The following is a 3,536-nucleotide window of genomic DNA, read 5'->3' as shown; positions in this document are numbered from 1 at the left end:
GCCCGGCGTCGTGGGCGCGGGCGGAGCGCAGGCCATGCTCAAGTCCGGCCTCGTGCTGCCGTGCCGCCGCGTCGTCGGGCCGGACCCCGCGAACCCGGCCCGATCGGCGGGACACCACCCGACATCCGGGCCGGAAACGGGCTCGGTGCTCCGCCGGGCCGTGCCCTGCGGCAGGATGGACGCCACCTGGTCCGTACGCGTCATGCGCGTCCGTACTGAAGACAACCGCTGGAGACGCCCGGTGAGTTCCCCAGATCCACAGGTTCGCGGAGCGCGAAACCACTCAACCCGGTCCGCCGTGCGCGGCCCCGTCGTCGCGGTCACCGGTGCCGCTTCCGGCGTCGGCGACCTGCTCACCAGGCGCCTCGCCGCCTCCGAGGAGATCAAGCGGGTCGTCGCCATCGACGAGCGCCGCGGCGAGGTCGAGGAGGCGCAGTGGCACATCCTCGACGTGCGCGATCCGGCCATCGCCGAGAAGCTGCGCGGCGCGGACGTCGTCGTGCACCTCGCCGTCGACCTCGACCTGGAGACCGACCCCGCCGCCCGGACGGCCTACAACGTGCGCGGCACGCAGACCGTGCTCACCGCCGCCGCCGCGGCCGGCGTCCACCGGGTGGTGCTCTGCACCTCCACCATGGTCTACGGCGCCCTGCCCGACAACGACATCCCGCTCTCCGAGGACGCCGAACTCAGGGCGACGGCGGAGGCCACCGGCGTCGGCGACATGCTGGAGATCGAGCGCCTCGGCCGCCGCGCCCCCCGCGCGCACCCCGGCCTGAACGTCACCGTCGTCCGCCCGGCCGTCCTCGTGGGCGGTACGGACACGGCGCTGACCCGCTACTTCGAGTCGCCCCGGCTGCTCGTCGTCGCCGGATCCCGGCCGACCTGGCAGTTCTGCCACGTCGAGGACCTGGTGAGCGCCCTGGAGTACGCGGCCCTTGAGAAGGTCGACGGGGAGTTCGCGGTCGGCTGCGAGGGCTGGCTCGAACAGGAGGAGGTCGAGGAGCTCTCCGGGATCCGGCGCATGGAGCTGCCCTCCGCGGTCGCCCTCGGCACGGCGGCCCGCCTCCACCGGATCGGCCTCACCCCCTCCCCGGCGGGCGACCTCGCCTACACCATGCACCCCTGGGTGGTGAGCGTCGGACGCCTGCACGACGCCGGCTGGCGCCCCAAGTGGACGAACGAGGAGGTCCTCGCCGCGCTCCTGGAGGAGGTCGAGGGCCGCCACACGGTCGCCGGCCGCCGCCTGGGCCGCAAGGACGCGACGGCGGCCGGAGCGGCCGGTGCGACGGTGGCGCTGCTCGGCACGGCGGCGCTGGTGCGCCAGATGCGGAAGCGGCGCGGAATCTGAACGGGACCGGTCGGCGGTCTGTAGGACCCTCCTACGGCGGGGGCCGACCGCCGGTCGAAACCGCTATTCCGGTACGTCGCGCGCGTACGGCACGATGGGTCCATGGCACACACGCACGATCACCCCGGTGAGCAGGCCGCCGCCGACCCGATCAAGCTGCTCGCGATCCGTGACACCCCGCTCTCGGTCGACGAGGTCTTCCGGGCCGTCGGAGACGACGCCTCCGGCGGCACCACCCTCTTCGTCGGCACCGTGCGCAACCACGACGGCGGTGCGGACGTCGACGCGCTGGGGTACTCCTGTCACCCGACCGCCGAGGCGGAGCTGCGCCGCGTCGCCGAGAAGGTCGTCGCGAACTACCCGGTCCGTGCCCTGGCCGCCGTCCACCGCGTCGGTGACCTGCGCGTCGGCGACCTCGCGGTCGTCGTCGCCGTCTCCTGCCCCCACCGGGGCGAGGCCTTCGAGGCCTGCCGGAAGCTCATCGACGACCTCAAGCACGAGGTCCCCATCTGGAAGCACCAGAAGTTCTCGGACGGCACCGAGGAGTGGGTGGGGGCCTGCTAGGGGCGCAAGCAGCCGCGCCGACGCCCTGTAGTCGAACGCCCGATTTGCGTAACCGCCCCCCGCGCGCGAGCGTTGATCCCACAGATGACACAGTCTGCTGATCAACTCACTGGGGATGGGAGGTCGGGATGGCAGCGCTGGCCTGGTTGCTGATTCCGCTTTTCGCAGTCGTCGGCGCGGCGATATGGGGAAGCTGGGCTTCGAGGAACAAGACCATAGGTGACGTGGCGGAACTCGCCGGCTACGCACGTTTCCGGGACGCCATGGAGCGGTCCCACGCCACGATCGCCGATTCCGCTCGTCCGGAGCGCGAACCGGCCGCGACGGCCTCCGCCGTCACCACGTCCCCGTCCGGCTGACGGGGGGCCGCCTCGTACGGACCGCCCCACGGGTGCACCCACAGGCGAGTCCCGTACTGTCGTTCCATGCCACGCCGCACCGCGACGATGCTCGCCTCCACCCTGGTCCTGATCTGCCTGCTCATCGCGGGCGTCCTGATCCCGGTGCCGTACGCGGAGATGAGCCCGGGCCCGACGGTCAACACCCTCGGCGAGGCCAGGGGAGAGCCGGTACTCCGGATCTCCGGACGCAAGACCTACCCGACCGACGGTCACCTCAACATGACGACGGTCCGCGTCACCAGCGCGGACTACAGGATGAACGCCGTCGAGGCCGTCTACGGATGGCTGGCCCACGACAACGTGGTGGTGCCGCACGACACCCTCTACCCGGACGGCAAGACCGAGGAGGAGTCGAGCCAGGAGAACGCCGAGGAGTTCACCCAGTCCCAGGAGAGCGCCAAGGTGGCGGCCCTCGGGGAGCTGGGCATCCCGGTGGTCGCCCGGGTCGTCGTCGCGACCGTCGTCAAGGGCGCCCCGGCCGAGGGCAAGCTGCACGCCGGGGACGTCATCAGGGCCGTCGACGGCGTGCCGGTCAAGGAGCAGGGTGACGTCGCCAAGCAGGTGACGAAGCGGAAGCCCGGTCAGGACGTCGAGTTCACGATCGTCCCCGCCAAGGAGGCGGCCGCCGCCGAGAAGGCCCACAAGGAGCCCACCGTCACCCGGAAGGTGGTCATCACGACCACCACGTCCGAGGAGGGCGACCGGGCCGTCGTCGGCATCCAGGCCGGCACCGACCACGTCTTCCCGTTCACGATCGACATCAACCTGGCCGACGTCGGCGGCCCCAGCGCCGGTCTGATGTTCGCCCTCGGCATCGTCGACAAGCTCACCCCGGAGAGCCTCACCGAGGGCCGGTTCATCGCCGGCACCGGCACCATCGACGACAAGGGCGAGGTCGGCCCGATCGGCGGCATCGAGATGAAGCTGGTCGGCGCGCGGAACGCGGGCGCCCAGTACTTCCTCACCCCGGCCGACAACTGCGAGGCGGCCGCCGCCGACACGCCCGACGGACTCACCCTGATCAAGGTCGACACCATCGACGACGCCACGAAGTCGCTGGAGAAGCTCCGCAAGGGCGACACGAAGTCGCTGCCGAGCTGCTCGAAGAGCTGAGCACGCGCGCGTACGGAGCCGCGAGCCGCTTGAGGCCGCGGTCGCTGCCGACGAAGTCCGCGACGTACGGGGTGGCGGGGGAGCCGAGGACGGTGGCGGGCGTGTCG

Annotated in this window: 4 protein-coding genes; all 4 read left to right on the top strand. The window is 71.8% G+C overall.

Annotation, left to right across the window (positions count from 1 at the left end; translation table 11 throughout):
- The first annotated feature begins 241 nt into the window (after window positions 1-241).
- Window positions 242-1,351, top strand: coding sequence for an SDR family oxidoreductase (locus ABZ318_RS39275; protein ID WP_356907202.1), 1,110 nt, complete (start codon window positions 242-244; stop codon window positions 1,349-1,351).
- Window positions 1,352-1,453: 102 nt separating this feature from the next.
- Window positions 1,454-1,915 carry a molybdenum cofactor biosynthesis protein MoaE gene (locus tag ABZ318_RS39270; RefSeq protein WP_356907201.1) on the top strand — a complete coding sequence of 154 codons (462 nt, stop codon included), beginning with the start codon at window positions 1,454-1,456 and terminating at the stop codon, window positions 1,913-1,915.
- A 224-nt stretch (window positions 1,916-2,139) separates the two neighbouring features.
- On the top strand, window positions 2,140-2,274 hold the full coding sequence (locus tag ABZ318_RS39265; protein ID WP_356907203.1) for a hypothetical protein: 135 nt from the start codon (window positions 2,140-2,142) through the stop codon (window positions 2,272-2,274).
- A gap of 66 nt (window positions 2,275-2,340) precedes the next feature.
- Complete coding sequence (locus ABZ318_RS39260) at window positions 2,341-3,429, top strand: PDZ domain-containing protein (RefSeq protein WP_356907200.1); 1,089 nt, start codon at window positions 2,341-2,343, stop codon at window positions 3,427-3,429.
- The last annotated feature ends 107 nt before the right edge of the window (window positions 3,430-3,536 follow it).

Origin of the sequence: Streptomyces sp. NPDC006197 (assembly GCF_040613865.1) — a bacterium.
Classification (GTDB): Bacteria; Actinomycetota; Actinomycetes; order Streptomycetales; family Streptomycetaceae; genus Streptomyces.
This window is presented reverse-complemented; position numbering and strand designations above follow the sequence as displayed.